Genomic DNA, 18,829 nt, shown 5'->3' on the forward strand with positions numbered 1-18,829 from the left:
TTCAGTTATCATTCAATTAGTAATAATAATTCTTCTCATTTGGGTTTTTTAAGGTGTTGTTTATGAAGTTGAGTGAACTAAGAGAAGGACAGTGTGCAGATATACTGGCATTTGTTAATTTAGACAGTGAAGCGCGCAAACGCTTGATGGTCATGGGTTTGCTTCCCAACACTTCCGTAACTTTAGTACGCCGAGCCCCAATGGGAGATCCACTACAAGTTATGGTCAGAGGAGTTTCTCTTGCTGTACGAGAAAAAATAGCCTCGTCTATTGAGGTGGAGTTAATTCAATGAAGTACCATATTCTCACCGTAGGTAACCCTAATAGTGGTAAAACAACACTTTTCAATGGATTGACTGGCTCAAAACAGCAAGTGGGTAATTGGGCTGGAGTGACTGTCGAAAAGAAGACGGGCTATTATACTCATACTGGTGATGAATTTTTACTGACAGATTTACCCGGAATTTATGCGTTAGACAGTGGTAACGATAGCAATAGTGTTGATGAATCTATCGCTTCACGTGCCGTACTGACTCATCCCGCAGATTTGATTATTAACGTTGTTGATGTGACTTGCCTAGAGCGCAGTTTATATATGACGTTGCAGCTTCGTGAATTAGGACGCCCTATGGTGGTGGTTCTAAATAAAATGGATGCACTCAAGCGAGTTCGCCAAACGCTTGATATTGGTCTACTAGAGAAGTTTTTAGGTTGTCCGGTTTTAGATTTATCAGCACACGATAAAAACCAAGTCACTAAATTTAAAGAAAAATTACATAAGCATCTAGTCCAAGGTATTGTTTTAAAAGAACTACCTTTAAACTATGAACCACAGTTTGAAGCTGCTATAGACTTTCTTTCTCCTCTTTTTGAGCAGCAGCAAAATGTGACTACGCGAGCTCTTGCGATTCGAGCACTTGAAAATGATCGATTAATCATAAACCAACTAGATGACGTTGGGCGCTTGAAAGTTAAGAAAGAACAAGATGCCTGTAATATTGATATCGACCTGCATGTTGCTGATACCAAATATACGTACCTACATCAGCAGTGTGTTAGCGTTCGTCGTACTCAAGGAAAATTAAGTAATAGTGTGACAGAAAAACTCGATCAATTTGTACTCAACAAGTGGATTGGCGTGCCGTTTTTCTTCTTTGTCATGTACGTTATGTTTATGTTCTCGATAAACATTGGCAGTGCTTTTATCGATTTTTTCGACATCGCCATTGGAGCATTATTGGTTGATGGGGCTCATCATGTATTGGATGCGCATTTGCCTGTTTGGTTGGTTACAGTGCTCGCTGATGGGATAGGTGGCGGTATTCAAACCGTTGCGACTTTCATTCCGGTAATCGCTTGTCTTTATCTGTTTATGACTATCCTAGAAAGTTCTGGCTATATGTCTCGTGCGGCATTTGTGCTTGATAAAGTAATGCAACGTATTGGTTTACCGGGTAAAGCGTTCGTCCCACTCATTTTAGGGTTTGGCTGTACAGTTCCTGCAATTATGGCAACTCGTACTTTGGATCAAGAACGTGAGCGTAAACTGGCTGCTTCGATGGCGCCGTTTATGTCGTGTGGTGCTCGCTTACCTGTCTATGCCCTATTTGCAGCCGCATTTTTTCCTAGCAATGGTCAAAATATTGTTTTTGCCTTATATCTGTTGGGTGTCGGTGCGGCAGTGTTTACGGGTATCGTACTAAAGCGAACACTATACCCTGGTTCAAGTGATTCATTTGTTATGGAGTTGCCGGATTACGAATTACCAACGCTTCAAAATGTCGTGATTAAAACTTGGCAAAAACTAAATCGCTTTATATGGGGTGCAGGGAAAACTATCGTTGTTGTAGTGACGATCCTTAGTTTGCTTAACTCCGTTGGATCTGATGGAACGTTTGGTAATGAAGGGACCCAAAAGTCAGTATTATCTCAAGCAGCTCAAACGGTTACGCCTTTATTCTCGCCAATGGGTGTCGAAAAAGATAATTGGCCAGCAACGGTGGGTATCATTACAGGGATTTTTGCTAAAGAAGCCGTGGTTGGGACGTTAAACACGCTGTACACCGATGCAAGTGAAGATGCAGGTGAATTCAATTTAACAGAGAGTATTAAAGCGGCGTTTATCTCGATTCCGGAAAACTTGACGGGATTAAGTTTTAGTGACCCATTTGGTATCGAAGTGGGTGATCTCTCAGACTCTGAAGCGGTTGCACAAGAGCAAGAAGTGAACGTCTCAATTTTCGCGAATATTCAGGATCAATTTGTTACCGGTGGCGCAGCATTTTCGTATTTGATCTTTATTTTGTTATATACGCCATGTGTGGCTGCGATGGGAGCTTATGTTCGTGAATTTGGAGTTAAGTTTGCTCGTTTCATTGGAATCTGGACATTAGGACTTGGCTATCTATCTGCAACACTTTTTTATCAAGCAACCAATTTAACATCACATCCACAGCAAAGTCTGATGTGGATCGTTGGCATCGGGGTATCGTTAATGATTGTCTACCGTTGGCTGACCGCTCACGGGAATAAACTACGTCAGATAGAGGCACAATTATTATGATATTGCAGGAGTTGCGAAGCTACATTGAACAGCATGGTTCAGTGACTCGCCTCCAACTCGCTAAGCAGTTTAAAATGAGTGAAGACGGTGTCGACGCAATGCTATCGGTATGGTTAAAAAAGGGCGTTATTTCGCGAACTGTTGATACTAATTTGGATGGTTATGTTATGCGGGTTCGTTATCGGGTTCATCAACCTGACTCACTATCACTGAATGTGATTATGTAATTGAAAAAGGCCGCAATTGAAGTGCGGCCTTTTGTTTGTTCTTTAATCAACTCTATATCTACATTCTTTCTAATGTTTCAATCCCAAGTAGAGAAAGGCCTTGTTTGATAGTTTTCGCAGTGAGAGCAGAGAGTTTTAAACGACTTTCTTTAATGGATTGATCAGAAGCGTTTAGAACAGGACAGGCTTCATAGAAACTTGAAAATTGGCCTGCAAGCTCGAATAGATAGTTACACATAATATGTGGTTGACCTTCACGAGCGACACTTTGAACCGCTTCTTCAAATTGGAGAAGCTTTGCAATGAGCGCTTTTTCTTTCTCTTCACTAACTTGAATATTGCCAGTCAGGTTATCCATTTCGATGGATGCTTTTTGGAAAATAGACGCCACACGTGTATAAGCATATTGCATGTACGGAGCAGTATTACCTTCAAACGCAAGCATGTTATCCCAGTCAAATACGTAATCTGTCGTACGGTGCTTTGATAAGTCAGAATATTTAACCGCAGCCATTGCAACAGTATTGGCGATATTTGCTTTTTCAGTTGTTGTAAGATCTGGGTTTTTCGCTTCGATTAACGCATTTGCGCGTTCTTCTGCTTCATCCAGTAAATCGGCTAAACGTACCGTGCCACCCGCGCGGGTTTTAAATGGACGACCATCTTTACCTAGCATCATGCCGAAAGCGTGATGTTCTAGCGAGACACTTTCTGGAATATAGCCAGCTTTACGTACGATAGTCCATGCTTGCATCAAGTGCTGGTGTTGGCGTGAGTCGATAAAGTAGAGTACGCGATCTGCACCAAGTGTTTCATAACGGTATTTAGCGCATGCGATATCAGTTGTGGTGTATAGGAAGCCACCGTCACGTTTTTGTACGATAACGCCCATAGGATCGCCGTCTTTATTCTTGTACTCATCTAAGAATACAACTTGAGCACCATCATCTTCTGTCGCTAAACCCTGTGCTTTCAGATCAGATACGATGCTTGGTAGCATGTCGTTATACATGCTTTCGCCCATCACATCATCGCGAGATAGTGAGACATTTAAGCGGTCATAGTTACCTTGGTTTTGCGTCATGGTAATATCGACGAGTTTTTTCCACATCTCTGCACAAGCAGGATCGCCGCTTTGCAGTTTAACAACATAGTTTCGAGCTTTTAGTGCGAATTCCTCATCTTCATCGTAGAGCTTTTTCGATTCACGATAAAACCCTTCTAAGTCAGAAAGCTCCATAGACACTTCACCAGAAGCTTGCTGGACACGTTCTAAGTTGGCGATGAGCATCCCAAACTGAGTTCCCCAGTCACCAATGTGGTTCGCACGGATAACTTTATGACCTAGAAACTCTAAGGTACGAACGACTGCGTCCCCAATGATGGTTGAGCGTAAGTGGCCTACGTGCATCTCTTTAGCAACGTTAGGCGCTGAATAGTCAGCAACAATCGTTAATGGTGCATCTTTCGCTACACCGATCCGAGAGTCGGCCAGAGCAATTTCAGCTTGTTTAGCGAGAAACTCTTCACTAAGAAAGATATTGATGAAACCTGGGCCTGCTATTTCAGTTTTACTTGCAATGCCGTCAAGATCGAGAACATCTAACACTTTTTGAGCGAATTCACGTGGATTCATTTTCAGCTTTTTCGCTACACCCATAACACCATTCGCTTGGTAATCACCAAACTGTGGTTTTGCAGATTGACGTACGGCTGCTGGGCTACCTGCTGGTGCGCCCGCCGCTTCTAGGGCTTGTGATACTTTATCGTTTATGAGTGCTTGGATATTCACACGTTTGTCCTTCGATTTAACGAAATGTTAGGAGACATATTGGACTCACCAGATTGGGTGACTTATATCTCGATCTTGTTCAAAAATTGGCGCACATAATAGCAATTTTATTCGATATCTTATAGAGCGGAGTTAAGGAATTTTCTACTTTTCCTATCTGGCTGTTACTATGCTGTCGTTTCTTACTGATAAGGATGATCTAGATGACATACCATGAACCTAATTTTGAGTTTTCACCTGTGATGATGATTGATGGTATCTCTTTGTTTTCAAATAAAATTGATAGCTTTATGAAGATCCTTGGGTTAGATGTGGCGTCATTGAACATGGATCATGTTGCAATGAGGATCAATCAACACTGCGAAGCACAAAGGGCCGAGAGTGAATGGGCCAAAATGGGAGAGGTTATTTCTAGAGCTGAAATCAATGGACGTCCGATCGTCGTTGTTGAATTAAACCAGCCTATCGTTGTCGGTAAATGGCAAACCGATTGTGTAGAACTTCCTTACCCAGCAAAGGGGAAAACATACCCAATTCAGGGGTGGGAACATGTGGAGTTTGTGGTTCCTTGCCGCGCGGAATCACTCGATGAATTTGTTACTTTTATTCGCCAACAATTCCCTCGTTTGAACCGTTGTTGGGATGACTTTTCTGAACTGGGAGTGAGTGTCAAAATGTCAGAACCAAAAGCAAGCGGTGAACGATTGCCAAACCCAACAATTGCATTTAAGTGGAGTGGGGTAACGATTAAACTTCATCCTCATGCGTTAAAAACGGTGATCTTGTCGGAACAATCACCGTTATTTACGTGATATCGGATTTACCCTAGCCGACAATCTTTTGGCATCGATTGAAGATCGCTTAACGAAGTGATAGCACGACCAATATCAAGTGTTTCTGCGTCGATATGACCGATTCCTAAGCTATGCATAACGAGACGATGGGCTGTTCTAGGTTTTAGTTGATTAACAACAAATCGAATCATATCGCTACGGCTTAAAGACTCTAGCTCTTCAACGACTATTTGACGTTGGTTAAATTCGAGATCTTTGTTTCCGATGGCAACCCATAATCGCTGAGCTCGACTGCGAAGCGACGTATCAGGTGTCGACATTTGATTAATTAACCCTTTTTTACTGCTTTGCCACTGATACTCATTTAACTCCAGTAGCACCATATAGAATGCGTTGAGAAATTCATCAATCGACTTCATTAACTCAGTAGGAGAGGCGTGAGGAGATTGGACATACAGAACGATTCCTGGGTGGCGGTTAAGTGGTAAATTTCCTGTTCCTACCATATATCCCAATTGTTGTTTGGTTCTGATCTCATTAAAAAAGGTTGCTGACATCAAATGATTCGCCAGTGAATAAAGTGCGATATTTCGTGGCAATATGTTTTCACACTGATGATAAACCACAACGGCAGAGTCTTCTTGGTTGCATTTTATTTCATGCTGCAATGATCCTTGATTACCAAGCATAATTAAAGGTCGCAATGACTCTTCATAACGTTGATCTTGTGCCAATAATGTTTGATAAACCGTGTCACCGATTTCAACGGCATCTGCTTGAGTCCAGTCACCTACGACAAACACTTCGATGTGCAGTAGTGTCATTATTTGATCAACAAAAGGTTTTAGGTCGTTAAGCTCAACTGTCTCAAGGGCCTCTAAAAGTTGCGTAAATGGTGGATTATTCGGTTGCAACAATCCTGTAAGAGCATTAAAGAGTTGGGATAATGGGCGATCTAATGACGAATTACGCCAGCTTCTTTCTAGCTGAGTTTTAATGGTATCAAATCGAGGTTGGTTGAATTCTCGGTGAGTAAACCGGTGCAATATTAACTTGAGGAGTTCGAGTTGTTTGGCGTTGAACCCAGAGAGTGAAAGAGTTACTCCACCTTGATGAGCATACATATTGTAACTCATACCTGCGATTTCCGCTTGATAAGTTTCCTCAACAAGTGAATCGAGAAACATTTCAACACATAGACGAACCATAACAATCGCTCGTGAACTCGATACCGCATGAGGGCTGTCTATTGCGATATAGATGACCCCTTTAGGAACCCTGAACTGGCTATCTTGCATGTGCCATAAACGATACCCTTCACTCTCTTTCAGTATCTGTGGTGTATCATGACACTGTTCTAATGTTTTGGGAGTTTGTACATCCTGAATAAACGGATTTTTCTTAGGTAGGTGGATGTCGAGATCGGCCAGTGGCGTCGCTAACAGAGTTCGTTCTTCATCACTCAGCTTTCTCATTGAATAAGGGGTGAAGTACCAGTTGGCTTTTTGGTCATATTCACCGTCAAAAGCGACTAATGTTACACGCAAGTTGTCTAACGTAAATTGATCGATAACCTCTCTTAATATCGCCTCGTCATACTCTGTCATCATGTAGTCACCAAAAATAGTGTCATCGAGATGATAGTGCTGCATATTGATCACGAGGTGCGATACCGTTTCTAACGCTCTGGCTTTTTCTTGAAAACGAAATGCTGATTCTATGACTGTTTTCTTTTCGATATATCGCCATTCTTCAAGCCCTTGCTGACGAATCAACTCGATAGTTTGAAGAGTTGCTTGGGTTATTTCTTGAATGAATTCTAGGCCGTCGTTGGTCAGTTGGAGGCTAATGTTAAATTCACGGTAATTACTCCCACTCGCGCCACCACCTGCAGATAACCCGGTAATCCAACCTTTATTTTTCAATGCCAATAATAAACTGCCTTCACCTTCGTGACCGATAAGATGAGCAAAATAGGAAAGGGGCTTTGTTTGGTAATATTGATTCATTGACGGAAGCGGAAAGCTTAAGGTGAGCTTACGAATCTCTTTTAACGGTTCTATCTGTATATAAACCGCACGTTGCTCTTCAGTCGTAAATGGAATGTCTATTTTTTTTCCACGTAACGATTTGTTGGTCACTTGTTCAAATAAAGGCGTTACAAGTGCTTCCATATCATCAAGGGATTGGTCACTAATTATCGCAAGAGTCATGATATCAGCAGAATATTGTTGCTGGTAGAATGACAAGATTTCTTCGCGAATCGATTTTTCATTTCTGTCGTTTAATGTGTGTAAGTTACCAACAGAGAATTTTGAAAACGGATGCTCTGGATTGATCGTCTCTTTGTGTACCTGATATAAGCGTCGCGTATCATCATTTAACTTAAGTTTGTATTCCGACTCAACCGCTTGGCGTTCCTTATCAAGCGCTTCTTCATTAAACAATGGTTCAAAAAAGAATCGAGCAAAGCGATCTAAGCCTTGTTCAAAAGCATTTGGACTAATATCGAAGAAAAAGCAACTATGCTCTGTGCCAGTCCAAGCATTGTGAGTCCCACCATGTTGATTTATGAAGCTTTGGAACTCACTGGTTTTAGGGTAGGTTTTTGTCCCTAAGAAAAGCATATGCTCCAGATAATGAGAAAGTCCTTCACGATCTATCGGATCGTCGAAGTGACCAACATTCACCGCGAGTGCTGCAGACGATTTTTGGGTCGTCGAATCTTCTATCAATAAAACTCTTAATTGATTTGATAGAGTTAGGTAGCGGTAGTTGTTGGAATCATTCGGGCTTATATGCACAATGTTAGTTCTCGTTCGTCGTTTAATCATTTAGTATGGCGTTGATTTGATTACTCGCAACGTCTTAGGACTATTTTTATGAGCAAAATAGTGTTTTCGTGCTTATAAAACCATTAAGATATCGAGTATATACACAATAATAAATATCGCTGCGTTTAAACTTTAACCAAACTACAGAATGTCTGGACTTGGGGTGTAGAGTAAAAGGTCGTTACTATGAAAATTTATATTATGCGTCATGGAGAAGCCGGGCTTTTAGCTTCCTGTGATGCAGAGAGAACATTAACCCAGCGTGGGAAAGATGAATCTCTTGCCACAATTACCCAGTCATTAGATAAAATGCCAGCGAAAATAGATAAGGTCTTCGTCAGTCCTTATGTTCGCGCGCAAGAGACATGGCAACAAATAGCGCCTTTATTGGATGCAAAATCCGTTGAATTATATGATGACATTACACCTTACGGACAATCAGAACAGGTATACGAATATGTGTGTGCCTTGGCTGAGTTAGAAAATCTACAGTCTATTATGTTCGTGTCTCACCTCCCGTTGGTTGGGTATTTAACCGCTGAATTTGTCGCTGATTTATCCGCTCCAATGTTTCCAACATCTGGACTAGCGTGCGTAGAATTTGACGTCGCATCAAAACAAGGTGAGTTACTGTGGCAGAATCGGCCATAGTATAACTCTTTGAAAAATATATAAAGTAAGCCGATTTAACCTCGAGCCATAAAATTGACTTTTCTATGGTTCGATAATTGCATATTGATATCTTAATCGAGTGAATCCAGCTCTTTTTTAAGATAACAGTGGCAAAAGGTTTATGAAGTTTACTTTACCGTTCAGTAATAAGTTTCCCAATGTTTCACAGCGAGGCCTACCAGCAGTAGGCGCACCAGTCATGGTATTGGCAACACTCGCAATGATTATATTGCCAATCCCTGCCTTTTTGCTCGACCTCTCTTTCACTTTCAATATTGCGCTTTCCATGGTGGTACTTTTAGTGACGATTTACACTCGTCGACCATTGGAATTCGCGGCTTTTCCGACCGTTTTATTAATTGCGACCTTACTGCGCTTAGCATTGAACGTAGCTTCTACCCGTGTTGTTCTCTTAAAAGGTCACGAAGGCGCAGGTGCCGCGGGTAATGTGATAGAAGCATTTGGTAATGTCGTAATTGGCGGGAACTACGCTGTTGGTCTTGTTGTATTCCTTATCTTGATGATCATTAACTTTATGGTTGTAACCAAGGGTGCGGGAAGAATATCAGAAGTTAGTGCGCGTTTTACCTTGGATGCCTTACCGGGTAAACAGATGGCAATTGATGCTGACTTAAATGCAGGGCTGATTGACCAAGAGCAAGCTCGGACTCGACGTTTTGAAGTGACAAAGGAAGCAGATTTTTATGGTTCGATGGATGGTGCTTCTAAATTCGTCAAAGGTGATGCGATTGCCGGTATCTTGATTCTTTTCATCAACATTATTGGTGGGTTGAGTATTGGTATGGCTCAATATGAATTGAGTTTTGGTGAAGCGATTGAGATATACACCTTATTGACCATTGGTGATGGCCTTGTCGCACAGATTCCATCTCTTCTTTTGTCGATTGGCGCAGCCATTATGGTGACGCGTCAAAATACTGATGAAGACATGGGACAGCAAGTTGTTTTCCAGCTTGTTGATAATCCTAAGGCTCTGATGATCACTGCGATTATTTTGGCTGTTATGGGTGTTGTCCCAGGGATGCCTCACTTTTCGTTTTTACTTCTAGCATCATTGGCTGGAGGAAGTGCTTATTGGATTAATCGTAAGCAAGGTAAAGAAAAAGAAGAAAAACAACTTCCAGATACACCAGCTGTAGAAGCACCAATCAATAAAGAACTGTCATGGGATGATGTTCAACCTGTTGATATTATAGGATTAGAAGTGGGTTATCGATTGATCCCGCTGGTAGATAAAGATCAAGGCGGCGAGTTACTTGAGCGTGTGAAAGGTGTACGGAAGAAACTATCACAAGATTTTGGTTTTCTTATCCCACCCGTTCACATTCGAGACAACTTAGAGCTCACGCCGAATAGTTACCGCATTACTTTAATGGGTGTGGCTGTAGGTGAAGCTGAAATTAAAGCGGACCAAGAGTTGGCGATAAACCCAGGCCAAGTTTATGGTGCGATTGAGGGTGAACATACATTCGATCCTGCTTTTGGCTTAGAAGCGGTATGGATATCAGACGAACAGCGTGAAACAGCACAAGCACTAGGCTATACCGTGGTCGATGCTGCAACAGTGCTTGCGACCCACCTCAGTCAATTATTAACCAATAATGCTTCACAATTGATAGGCCATGAAGAGGTTCAGAACCTATTAGATATGCTAGCGAAGTCAGCGCCTAAATTGGTGGATGGCTTTGTTCCAGATCGTGTTTCTTTAGGCGTTGTTGTTCGTGTGCTACAGAATTTACTTAATGAAGCCATTCCAATTCGTGACATTCGGACGATCGTCCAAACACTGGCTGAATACTCAGGAAAGAGTCAAGAACCTGACGTATTGACTGCCGCTGTACGCATCGCCTTGAAACGCCTTATCGTTCAAGAAATCAATGGTATCGAGCCTGAACTGCCAGTTATTACTTTAATTCCAGAATTGGAACAGATATTGCATCAGACTATGCAGGCGTCTGGTGGAGAGTCTGCTGGCATTGAACCGGGTTTAGCTGAACGTCTTCAATCAGCATTAACTCAAGCAACTCAAGATCAAGAGCTTAAAGGTGAAGCCGCGGTTCTCTTAACTTCAGGAATACTTCGTTCAACATTGGCGAAGTTTGTGAAGAACACAATACCGAACTTGAGAGTCCTTTCTTATCAAGAGATACCAGATGAAAAACAGATTCGAATTGTTCAAGCAGTTGGAAATTAACTTGAGAGTACAGTTGATTGATGGTGGATTTTAGCATTGAAAATTAAACGTTTTTTCGCTCAAGATATGAAAGCGGCGTTGCTACAAGTCAAAGAAGAACTTGGGTCTGATGCCGTCATCATGTCTAACAAAAAAGTTGCCGGTGGTGTCGAAATCGTCGCAGCGGTTGACGGCGATAACACGCTACCTAAATCATCGGCTCAGCAGTACAACAGTCAACCGCGTCACAAAACACCCGCACCTGTCACTCGATCTGCTCCGTTAACACGCAACCTAGCAGATGATCAGGTTCAACTAGGTCGTCGTGGTGGTCAGAATGAAGCCCCAATGACGAAACGGTTTGCAGATTTGCTCAATCAATATTCTACGGATGATTCATCTGCGGACAACTCTGAGCAAGCCGACTCTTTGGATGCATTGTTAAAACGTCAAGCGAAAGGCAGCCAAAGCGATCAAGGTAGCAGTAGAAAACCGTCGCAAAACCGCCGAGGAAACGAAACGGCTTCAAATTCGCTTGCTGGTGGGCGAGGAGGGGTGTCTAAATCTCCTAATATGAATGTTAACTCTCATGAAGAGAGCGACGGTGAATTGAACTTAATGCGTGAAGATATTAATTCGATTCGGCGATTACTCGAACATCAGGTTTCGGGATTGATGTGGCAGGAGGTTGAACGTCGAGAGCCGTTAAGAGCAATGCTGATTAAGCGACTCGAACGGATGGGAGTCTCATCAGAGCTTGCGGATCAACTTGCTTGCTATATCCCAGAAGATACTGCACCGCCAAAAGCGTGGAAAGCTCTGTTACGACTCGTAGCAGACCAAATTCCTGTGGCAAAAAAAGATATTTTGAAACGAGGTGGGATTGTCGCGTTACTTGGTCCCACTGGAGTAGGAAAAACCACGACAATTGCTAAATTGGCCGCGCGTGCCGCAATGGAATATGGATCTGACAGTGTGGCATTAGTCACCACAGATACCTTTAGAATCGGAGCGCATGAACAATTGGCAATTTATGGAAAAATTATGGGTTGCCCTGTAAAAGTCGCTAAAGATTCCAACGATTTAGCCGATGTTATACATCAGCTGCGAAATCGGCGTCTCGTGCTTGTTGATACGGCTGGTATGGGACAACGAGATGTCAGACTGTCAGAGCAATTAGATACGTTAATGCAAAATAGTGGAGAGAATATTCATAGCTATTTGGTTTTACCTGCAACAGCTCAAAGGAAAGTATTACAAGAAACCATCGATCACTTTCGGCGGATTCCTTTGTCCGGTTGCATTATGACCAAGTTAGATGAATCACTGAGCCTTGGTGAATTTGTGAGTGTGATTGTACAGAATGCATTGCCAGTGGCGTATATCGCAAATGGCCAACGAGTACCTGAAGATATTGTACTCGCACAACCGAAATTCATGGTAGCAAAAGCAAATGAATTGCTTGAAGACTCTGATGAAAATGAGCCTCGCTACTGGAGTAGTGACTCAGAGGGATATTAGGCGGCGAATCGATATGACGAACAATATGATACAAGATCAAGCGAGCGGATTACGCCGTTTAAGTAAACCCTCTCTCACCAAGGTAATTACGGTTACCGGCGGAAAAGGTGGTGTTGGCAAATCTAACGTAACACTTGGCATGGCAATTAGCATGGCACGTCAAGGCAAACGAGTGATGGTATTGGATGCTGATCTCGGGTTGGCTAATGTCGACATTATGCTTGGTATTCGACCAAAGAAAAATTTAGGCCATGTCCTTGCAGGTGAGTGCGAATTAAGTGATGCCATTGTAGAGGGGCCTTTTGGAATACGAATAATCCCAGCCACATCGGGAACTCAGTCGATGACAGAGCTTTCTCATGCGCAACACGTGGGACTGATTCGCGCGTTCGGCAATTTGGATGAAGAGATGGACGTCTTGTTAGTAGATACCGCGGCTGGTATCTCAGATATGGTAGTGAGTTTTTCTCGAGCTGCTCAAGATGTCGTAATAGTGGTTTGTGATGAACCCACTTCAATAACTGATGCTTATGCGCTTATTAAGCTACTTAGTCGAGAACATCAGGTTCAGCGCTTCAAAATCGTTGCGAATATGGTTAGAAGTTATCGGGAAGGTCGAGAATTGTTTGCTAAGCTAACATTAGTTACTGAACGTTTTTTGAATGTCACTATTGAACTGGTTGCATGTATACCGCTAGACGATAATGTTAGACAGGCCGTTAAAAAACAGAAAATCGTTGTCGAAGCGTTCCCTAAATCACCAGCGTCTTTGGCGATAAACTCTCTCGCTAATAAAGCACTAATGTGGCCAATACCTAAAACGCCAAGTGGGCATTTAGAGTTCTTTGTTGAACGCCTACTTTATCGATCTGACACGGCGGAGGAATAAGTTAGTGAATAAGCCACTCACATATGATCACCGCGGTAATTTGCAGGGTCAGAATGCATTTTTGGAAAAGTACTCCGTTTTAGTTAAACGGATTGCTCACCATTTGATGGCTCGTTTGCCTGCCAGTGTTCAGGTTGAGGATTTAATACAAGCAGGGTTGATCGGCTTGCTTGAAGCGCAAAAAAATTATGATGGTAGCAAAGGTGCAAGCTTTGAAACCTATGCTGGTATCCGTATTCGAGGTGCAATGTTGGATGATATGCGCCGCGGAGATTGGGTTCCACGGTCAGTTCACCGCCACAGTCGTGAGATCGCTCAAGCCACGTCAGTGCTAGAAGGAGAGCTAAATCGTGATCCCACCGACACTGAAATTGCAAATTATTTAGAAATGTCTCTAGATCAGTACCATACTGTAGTTAAGGACATTAATTGTTCGAGAGTGGTGGGTATCGAAGATCTAGGTGTTTCCGATGATGCAATATCGCCCATCGAAATGGTGGAAGATGATACTCCGTTTAAAGGTGTTGCCGATGAAAGTTTTCGCAATGCACTTATAACGTCAATCAAATCACTGCCTGAGCGAGAAGCGTTAGTCCTTTCGCTCTACTATGATGAAGAGCTTAACTTAAAAGAAATTGGTGAAGTACTTGGCGTGAGTGAATCACGTGTTAGTCAAATACTGAGCCAAACTATGCAACGTTTAAGAACGAAATTGAGTTCTTGGACTCAAGATGATTAATTTTTGTCACTGATCTCTATCTCAGTGGAGGCTATTTTGAATAAAAACATGAAAATCCTGATTGTTGATGACTTTTCAACGATGCGCAGAATTGTAAAGAACCTACTTCGTGATCTTGGCTTCAATAATACCTCTGAAGCCGATGACGGGTTGACCGCACTACCAATGCTTAAGAATGGTGATTTTGATTTCGTGGTTACGGATTGGAATATGCCAGGAATGCAAGGTATCGATTTGCTCAAGAACATCCGAGCAGATGATAACTTAAAGCATTTACCAGTGTTGATGATCACGGCAGAAGCAAAGCGTGAGCAAATTATTGAAGCTGCTCAAGCTGGCGTGAACGGTTACATCGTTAAACCATTCACCGCGGGTACTCTTAAAGAGAAGCTCGATAAAGTTTTTGAACGATTATAACTCGACGCTTTATGTGATATGAGGAATGGATATATATATCGTTCATTATTTGATCCAATAGCATGTGAAAGGCTAAGACAGGATGATTTCATTAGAACAAGCGAGACAACTCGTACAGTACTTAGAGCAAGAAGAGCAAGATAGTGCAAATGCTCTTTTAAGCGAGATCTGTAATCGTCAGTTAGAAAACCCGATGTTTAATCAAATCGGAACACTAACGCGAGAATTACATGATTCGTTAAGAGAATTTCATCTAGATGAACGGATGAATGAAATTGCGAATGATGAAATTCCAGACGCCAAAGATCGTTTGCAATACGTGATTTCTAAGACGGAAGTTGCTGCGAATAAAACGATGGATTCCGTTGAACGTTGTATGCCGATCGCAGAGAAGCTGCATGGGAGCTTGCTTGAAGTGAGACCTCAGTGGAATCAGCTCATGCAAGGTCGAATAGATATCAGTGAGTTTAAAGTTTTGTGTCATGGAATAGATGATCTATTAAGTCAGATTGAAGGAAACAGCTCGGAGCTTCAAGGGCAGTTGACTGAAATACTAATGGCTCAAGATTTCCAAGATTTAACAGGACAGATTATAAAACGCGTGATTGAGTTAGTTGGCGAAGTAGAGAAGCAACTAATTGGCGTTCTTACAGTATTTGGTACTGATAAACTACAAGATAAACCAGATGAAGTAAGCAAGCCAGTGGGCCCAGAAGGTCCAATCATTAACGCTTATGAGCGGGAAGATGCTGTCTCTTCTCAAGATGAAGTTGATGACTTGTTATCAAGCTTAGGTTTTTAGAGGTACTGCATGAGCTACGAATTAGACGAAGAAATTCTACAGGACTTTTTAGTTGAGGCGGGTGAACTCCTAGAACTGTTATCTGAGCAGTTGGTGGATTTGGAGAATAACCCGAACGATAAAGACCTTCTTAATGCCATATTTAGAGGATTCCACACTGTGAAAGGTGGCGCAGGGTTTTTAGCGCTCACTGAATTAGTGGAAACGTGTCATGGTGCAGAAAACGTGTTCGATACTTTACGTAACGGACAACGTGATGTTGACGCCAGTTTAATGGATACGATGCTACGTTCTCTAGATACCGTCAATGAGCAGTTCCAGGCAGTACAGGAAAGTGAACCGCTAGTGGCAGCCGATCCTGAATTATTGAAAGAACTTCATCGTCTTTCAAAGCCACAATCAGAAGATGAAGCTGAACCGGAAGTAGAACCAGTTGTTGCCGAAGAACCCGAGCCTGAGCCAGAACCTGAAGTGGTACTCGCTCCTTCCAATGAAGCAGATGAGGGTTCTATTGATGAAATAACAGAAGACGAATTCGAAAAGTTATTGGATGAATTACATGGGGCAGGTCAATCGCCAAATGACGCCAATGATGAGGCACCAGCTGTCGCTGAAGCGCCTCCAGCTTCCGATGATATTACCGATGATGAGTTTGAAAAACTACTCGATGAATTACATGGCTCTGGTCATGGCCCCTCAGATGACTCGCCACCGGTTAGTAAGCCGACTGCACAAGAATCTGCTTCAAGTAGCGATGATAATATTACCGATGATGAATTCGAAAAGTTACTCGATGATCTTCATGGTTCGGGTAAAGGTCCAAATTTAGAACAAGCAGAGCCAGCGCAAGCACCAGCCGCTCCGTCGGCACCAGCAGCACCAGCAAAACCTGAAGCTAAAGTTGAGAAACCCAAAGCACCAGCGCCGAAACCTGCTGCGGCAAAAGCTCCTGCTGAAAAACCAGCCGCTTCGAAAAAAGAGACAGCGGCTCAGGCTAAGAAACCTCAAGCAGAGGCAACGGTACGAGTTGATACATCAACGTTAGATGTGATCATGAATATGGTTGGGGAATTGGTTCTCGTTAGAAACAGGCTGATTAGTTTAGGGTTGAATCGCAACGATGAAGAGATGTCGAAAGCGGTCTCTAACCTTGATGTAGTCACGGCAGACCTACAAGGTGCGGTGATGAAAACTCGGATGCAACCAATCAAGAAAGTGTTTGGTCGTTTCCCTCGAGTGGTTCGAGATCTGGCGCGTACACTGCATAAAGATATTGTTTTGGAAATGCGCGGTGAAGATACCGACCTCGATAAAAACTTAGTAGAAGCACTTGCAGATCCATTGATTCACTTGGTTCGAAACTCTGTTGACCATGGTATCGAAATGCCAGCTGACCGTGTTAAATCCGGTAAATCTAAGACTGGTAAAGTGATTTTATCTGCGTCTCAAGAAGGTGATCACATTGAACTATGCATCATCGATGATGGCGCAGGGATGGATCCAGATAAACTTAGATCGATAGCGGTGAAACGCGGCCTTATGGATGAAGATGCGGCGGCTCGATTAACCAATAGCGAGTGTTTTAATCTTATCTTTGCTCCTGGGTTTTCTAGTAAAGATCAGATTTCTGAAGTATCAGGCCGTGGCGTCGGAATGGACGTTGTTAAAACGGCAATCAATACACTGAATGGCTCGATTGACATCGACTCAGAAATGGGTAAAGGAACGAAGATTTCCATTAAGGTTCCACTAACGTTAGCAATATTACCAACGTTAATGGTTGGTGTTGCTGATCATCCATATGCTCTTCCCTTAGCTAGTGTGAATGAAATATTCCACCTAGATTTAAGCCGTACCAATATCGTAGATGGTCAGTTGACAATCATTGTACGTGAGAAATCGATACCGTTATTTTATTTGCAAAACTGGCTTGCACCTCAAAAAGGTATTGTCGAGCCAAGAAAAGGACATGGTCACGTAGTTATTGTTCAACTAGGGAGCCAACGAGTTGGTTTTGTTGTTGATACTCTTATTGGACAGGAAGAAGTGGTTATTAAGCCTTTAGATGAATTGCTACAAGGTACACCAGGAATGGCAGGAGCGACGATTACGAGTGATGGTCATATTGCGCTTATTCTTGATATAGCAGACCTTTTAAAACGATACGCATCTGTGTCTCGTATTTAATGACGTAATTGGAGTAAGGGAAATATGGCAATTAAAGTGTTAGTGGTTGATGACTCAAGCTTTTTCCGGCGTCGGGTAAGTGAAATCATTAATTCGGACGTGCGTATGGAGGTGATGGATGTCGCAACAAACGGCAAAGAAGCGATAGAAAAAGCCAAAACGCTTAAGCCTGATGTGATCACTATGGATATAGAGATGCCTGTACTTGATGGTATTTCTGCTGTTAAAGAAATTATGGCGACCCATCCAACACCCATTTTGATGTTTTCTTCATTAACTCATGATGGAGCCAAGGCAACACTAGATGCACTTGATGCCGGAGCTTTAGACTTTTTACCTAAAAAGTTTGAGGATATTGCCCGAAATAGAGACGAAGCGGTGACATTGCTTCAGCAACGAGTTATTGAAATTTCTCGTAAAAAGTCGTCTCTTCGTCGTATCGCACCTGTTGCGAAAAAGTCGACAACATCATCCATTAGCCCACAAAGTGGGAGTGGATTAGCACGTCAGACGGCATCAGCGAAACCGGTGACATCGACAAGAACATCGCCACTTGAGAGAACGACATCTCCTCAAGCATTTGGTTCTGCTGCGGGGCGATTTAAAGCCTCTGGAAAGCGTTACCAACTAACCGCGATTGGAACATCAACGGGTGGACCGGTTGCGTTACAGAAGATTTTGACCCAGTTACCTGCAAATTATCCACATCCAATTCTACTCGTACAGCACATGCCTGCGACATTTACTAATGCATTTGCCAGTCGTTTAAATACTCTGTGTAAAATCTCAGTTAAAGAAGCTCAAGATGGCGACATATTGCGTCCTGGAGTGGCGTATCTCGCACCTGGTGGTTTACAAATGATGGTAGAAGGGCGCCCTGGATCCGCTAAGTTGAAAGTTTTCGATGGCGGTGAACGAATGAACTATAAGCCAAGTGTTGACGTTACTTTTGGTTCAATCGCTAAAACATTTTCAGACAAAGCCCTCACGATGATTTTAACAGGAATGGGAGCAGATGGCCGTGAAGGATCTCGGATGCTACAGGCATCGGGGTCTACAATTTGGGCTCAAGACGAAGAAAGTTGCGTCGTCTATGGCATGCCTCAAGCTGTGGCTAAAGCGGGAATATCGTCGGAAGATTTACCTCTCGACCGCGTAGCAGAAAGAATGCTGGTTGAACTAGGGCTAAGGTAGGAAT

At 42.7% G+C, this 18,829-nt stretch carries 15 protein-coding genes; 13 read left to right on the forward strand and 2 right to left on the reverse strand.

Annotated features, from left to right (window positions below; all coding sequences use genetic code 11):
* The first annotated feature begins 62 nt into the window (after window positions 1–62).
* Genes ACWU4D_RS07995 through ACWU4D_RS08005 form a run of 3 tightly spaced genes read left to right on the forward strand, consistent with a single transcriptional unit; the run spans window position 63 to window position 2,790 of the window.
* Window positions 63–293, forward strand: coding sequence for a FeoA family protein (locus ACWU4D_RS07995; protein ID WP_456050883.1), 231 nt, complete (start codon window positions 63–65; stop codon window positions 291–293).
* Window positions 290–2,563 carry a Fe(2+) transporter permease subunit FeoB gene (gene feoB / locus ACWU4D_RS08000; RefSeq protein WP_456050884.1) on the forward strand — a complete coding sequence of 758 codons (2,274 nt, stop codon included), beginning with the start codon at window positions 290–292 and terminating at the stop codon, window positions 2,561–2,563. The genes ACWU4D_RS07995 and feoB overlap by 4 nt, the downstream gene beginning before the upstream one ends.
* On the forward strand, window positions 2,560–2,790 hold the full coding sequence (locus tag ACWU4D_RS08005) for a FeoC-like transcriptional regulator (protein ID WP_456050885.1): 231 nt from the start codon (window positions 2,560–2,562) through the stop codon (window positions 2,788–2,790). Before feoB ends, ACWU4D_RS08005 begins: the two co-directional genes overlap by 4 nt.
* Before the next feature lie 58 nt (window positions 2,791–2,848).
* On the opposite strand, the gene argS is transcribed toward ACWU4D_RS08005, so the two are convergent.
* Window positions 2,849–4,582: an arginine--tRNA ligase gene (gene argS / locus ACWU4D_RS08010; protein WP_456050886.1), complete on the reverse strand. Its 1,734-nt coding sequence runs from the start codon at window positions 4,580–4,582 to the stop codon at window positions 2,849–2,851.
* A 203-nt stretch (window positions 4,583–4,785) separates the two neighbouring features.
* Between argS and ACWU4D_RS08015 the strand changes: the two genes are divergently transcribed.
* Window positions 4,786–5,394 (forward strand): VOC family protein, encoded by a 609-nt coding sequence (locus ACWU4D_RS08015; protein ID WP_456050887.1) that lies wholly within the window; start codon window positions 4,786–4,788, stop codon window positions 5,392–5,394.
* Window positions 5,395–5,402: 8 nt separating this feature from the next.
* Here ACWU4D_RS08015 and ACWU4D_RS08020 read toward each other — a convergent pair whose 3' ends face one another.
* A complete protein-coding gene (locus tag ACWU4D_RS08020; protein WP_456051061.1) occupies window positions 5,403–8,180 on the reverse strand; it encodes an insulinase family protein in 2,778 nt (925 codons plus the stop codon).
* 216 nt (window positions 8,181–8,396) lie between these two features.
* Between ACWU4D_RS08020 and sixA the strand changes: the two genes are divergently transcribed.
* From sixA to ACWU4D_RS08065, 9 genes are all read left to right on the forward strand, one after another.
* Window positions 8,397–8,861 carry a phosphohistidine phosphatase SixA gene (gene sixA, locus ACWU4D_RS08025; protein ID WP_456050888.1) on the forward strand — a complete coding sequence of 155 codons (465 nt, stop codon included), beginning with the start codon at window positions 8,397–8,399 and terminating at the stop codon, window positions 8,859–8,861.
* A 142-nt stretch (window positions 8,862–9,003) separates the two neighbouring features.
* Window positions 9,004–11,097, forward strand: a complete 2,094-nt coding sequence (gene flhA, locus ACWU4D_RS08030) for a flagellar biosynthesis protein FlhA (RefSeq protein ID WP_456050889.1) — start codon at window positions 9,004–9,006, stop codon at window positions 11,095–11,097.
* A gap of 66 nt (window positions 11,098–11,163) precedes the next feature.
* The gene (gene flhF, locus ACWU4D_RS08035) at window positions 11,164–12,597 is read left to right on the forward strand and encodes a flagellar biosynthesis protein FlhF (protein WP_456051062.1); all 1,434 of its coding nucleotides are present in this window, start codon (window positions 11,164–11,166) and stop codon (window positions 12,595–12,597) included.
* Window positions 12,598–12,610: 13 nt separating this feature from the next.
* A complete protein-coding gene (locus tag ACWU4D_RS08040) occupies window positions 12,611–13,486 on the forward strand; it encodes a MinD/ParA family protein (protein ID WP_456050890.1) in 876 nt (291 codons plus the stop codon).
* Window positions 13,487–13,490: 4 nt separating this feature from the next.
* Entirely contained in the window at window positions 13,491–14,225 is a 735-nt protein-coding gene (locus ACWU4D_RS08045; protein ID WP_456050891.1) for an RNA polymerase sigma factor FliA, read from the forward strand.
* A 48-nt stretch (window positions 14,226–14,273) separates the two neighbouring features.
* Complete coding sequence (gene cheY / locus ACWU4D_RS08050) at window positions 14,274–14,642, forward strand: chemotaxis response regulator CheY (RefSeq protein ID WP_456051063.1); 369 nt, start codon at window positions 14,274–14,276, stop codon at window positions 14,640–14,642.
* A gap of 82 nt (window positions 14,643–14,724) precedes the next feature.
* Window positions 14,725–15,444, forward strand: a complete 720-nt coding sequence (locus ACWU4D_RS08055) for a protein phosphatase CheZ (protein WP_456050892.1) — start codon at window positions 14,725–14,727, stop codon at window positions 15,442–15,444.
* A gap of 9 nt (window positions 15,445–15,453) precedes the next feature.
* The gene (locus tag ACWU4D_RS08060; protein WP_456050893.1) at window positions 15,454–17,631 is read left to right on the forward strand and encodes a chemotaxis protein CheA; all 2,178 of its coding nucleotides are present in this window, start codon (window positions 15,454–15,456) and stop codon (window positions 17,629–17,631) included.
* Between the two features lie 24 nt (window positions 17,632–17,655).
* The gene (locus tag ACWU4D_RS08065) at window positions 17,656–18,825 is read left to right on the forward strand and encodes a protein-glutamate methylesterase/protein-glutamine glutaminase (protein WP_456050894.1); all 1,170 of its coding nucleotides are present in this window, start codon (window positions 17,656–17,658) and stop codon (window positions 18,823–18,825) included.
* Window positions 18,826–18,829: the final 4 nt, after the last annotated feature.

Source organism: Vibrio phycocola, from assembly GCF_053850235.1.

Coding starts and splice junctions, on each gene's coding strand:
- ACWU4D_RS08040 (WP_456050890.1), top strand. CDS start 12,611: ATGACGAACAATATGATACAAGATCAAGCGAGCGGATTACGCCGTTTA.
- ACWU4D_RS08005 (WP_456050885.1), top strand. CDS start 2,560: ATGATATTGCAGGAGTTGCGAAGCTACATTGAACAGCATGGTTCAGTG.
- sixA (WP_456050888.1), top strand. CDS start 8,397: ATGAAAATTTATATTATGCGTCATGGAGAAGCCGGGCTTTTAGCTTCC.
- ACWU4D_RS08060 (WP_456050893.1), top strand. CDS start 15,454: ATGAGCTACGAATTAGACGAAGAAATTCTACAGGACTTTTTAGTTGAG.
- ACWU4D_RS08055 (WP_456050892.1), top strand. CDS start 14,725: ATGATTTCATTAGAACAAGCGAGACAACTCGTACAGTACTTAGAGCAA.
- cheY (WP_456051063.1), top strand. CDS start 14,274: ATGAAAATCCTGATTGTTGATGACTTTTCAACGATGCGCAGAATTGTA.
- ACWU4D_RS07995 (WP_456050883.1), top strand. CDS start 63: ATGAAGTTGAGTGAACTAAGAGAAGGACAGTGTGCAGATATACTGGCA.
- flhA (WP_456050889.1), top strand. CDS start 9,004: ATGAAGTTTACTTTACCGTTCAGTAATAAGTTTCCCAATGTTTCACAG.
- flhF (WP_456051062.1), top strand. CDS start 11,164: ATGAAAGCGGCGTTGCTACAAGTCAAAGAAGAACTTGGGTCTGATGCC.
- feoB (WP_456050884.1), top strand. CDS start 290: ATGAAGTACCATATTCTCACCGTAGGTAACCCTAATAGTGGTAAAACA.
- ACWU4D_RS08015 (WP_456050887.1), top strand. CDS start 4,786: ATGACATACCATGAACCTAATTTTGAGTTTTCACCTGTGATGATGATT.
- ACWU4D_RS08065 (WP_456050894.1), top strand. CDS start 17,656: ATGGCAATTAAAGTGTTAGTGGTTGATGACTCAAGCTTTTTCCGGCGT.